Genomic DNA, 1,191 nt, shown 5'->3' with positions numbered 1-1,191 from the left:
TACTTCACGATCTGGGCGACGACGCCGGCGCCGACGGTGCGGCCGCCCTCGCGGATGGCGAAGCGGAGCCCCTCATCCATGGCGATCGGCGCGATCAGCTCGACATCCATCGTCACGTTGTCGCCCGGCATCACCATCTCGACGCCTTCCGGCAGCTTCACGATCCCGGTCACGTCCGTGGTCCGGAAGTAGAACTGCGGCCGGTAGTTGGTGAAGAACGGCGTGTGCCGCCCGCCCTCCTCCTTCGTCAGGATGTAGGCCTCGGCCTTGAAGCCGGTATGCGGCGTGATCGTGCCGGGCTTCGCCAGCACCTGGCCACGCTCCACATCCTCGCGCTTCGTGCCGCGCAGCAGCACGCCGATGTTGTCGCCCGCCTCGCCCTGGTCCAGCAGCTTGCGGAACATCTCGACGCCGGTCACCACCGTCTTCGTGGTGTCCTTCAGCCCGACGATCTCGACTTCCTCGCCCACCTTCACCACGCCGCGCTCGACGCGACCGGTCACCACCGTACCGCGGCCGGAAATCGAGAACACGTCCTCGATCGGCATCAGGAAGGGACGGTCCTTCGGACGCTCCGGCTGCGGGATGTACGCATCCACCGCCGCCATCAGCTGCAGCACCGCCTGCTCGCCAATCTCCGGCGTCTTGTCCTCCAGCGCCGCCAGCGCCGAGCCCTTGATCACCGGAATGTCGTCGCCCGGGAACTGGTAGGAGGACAGCAGCTCGCGCACCTCCATCTCCACCAGCTCGACCAGGTCCGGGTCGGCCATGTCCATCTTGTTCAGGAACACCACCAGCGCCGGCACGCCCACCTGCCGCGCCAGCAGGATGTGCTCCCGCGTCTGCGGCATCGGGCCATCCGCCGCCGACACCACCAGGATCGCGCCGTCCATCTGCGCCGCGCCGGTGATCATGTTCTTCACGTAGTCGGCGTGGCCAGGGCAGTCCACATGCGCGTAGTGACGGTTCGTCGTCTCATACTCCACATGCGCCGTCGAGATCGTGATCCCGCGGGCCTTCTCCTCCGGCGCCTTGTCAATCTGGTCATACGCCGTGAAGGTCGCGCCGCCGGTCTTCGCCAATACCTTGGTGATCGCCGCCGTCAGCGACGTCTTCCCATGGTCAACGTGCCCGATCGTCCCGATGTTGCAGTGCGGCTTGTTCCGCTCAAACTTCGCCTTCGCCATTGTC

The 1,191-nt window shown here is 66.3% G+C and carries 1 protein-coding gene; it reads right to left on the bottom strand.

Features of this window, described 5'->3' with window-relative positions; all coding sequences use genetic code 11:
• The coding region (gene tuf / locus NJ376_RS28460; RefSeq protein WP_252956716.1) for an elongation factor Tu at positions 1 to 1,187 on the bottom strand (1,187 nt) is incomplete at its 3' end.
• Positions 1,188 to 1,191 lie beyond the last annotated feature (4 nt).

This window comes from Siccirubricoccus soli, from assembly GCF_024178315.1.
In the GTDB taxonomy this organism is placed as follows: Bacteria; Pseudomonadota; Alphaproteobacteria; order Acetobacterales; family Acetobacteraceae; genus Siccirubricoccus; species Siccirubricoccus soli.
The sequence above is the reverse complement of the archived record's forward strand: the minus strand, read 5'-3'. Positions and strand labels throughout refer to the sequence as shown.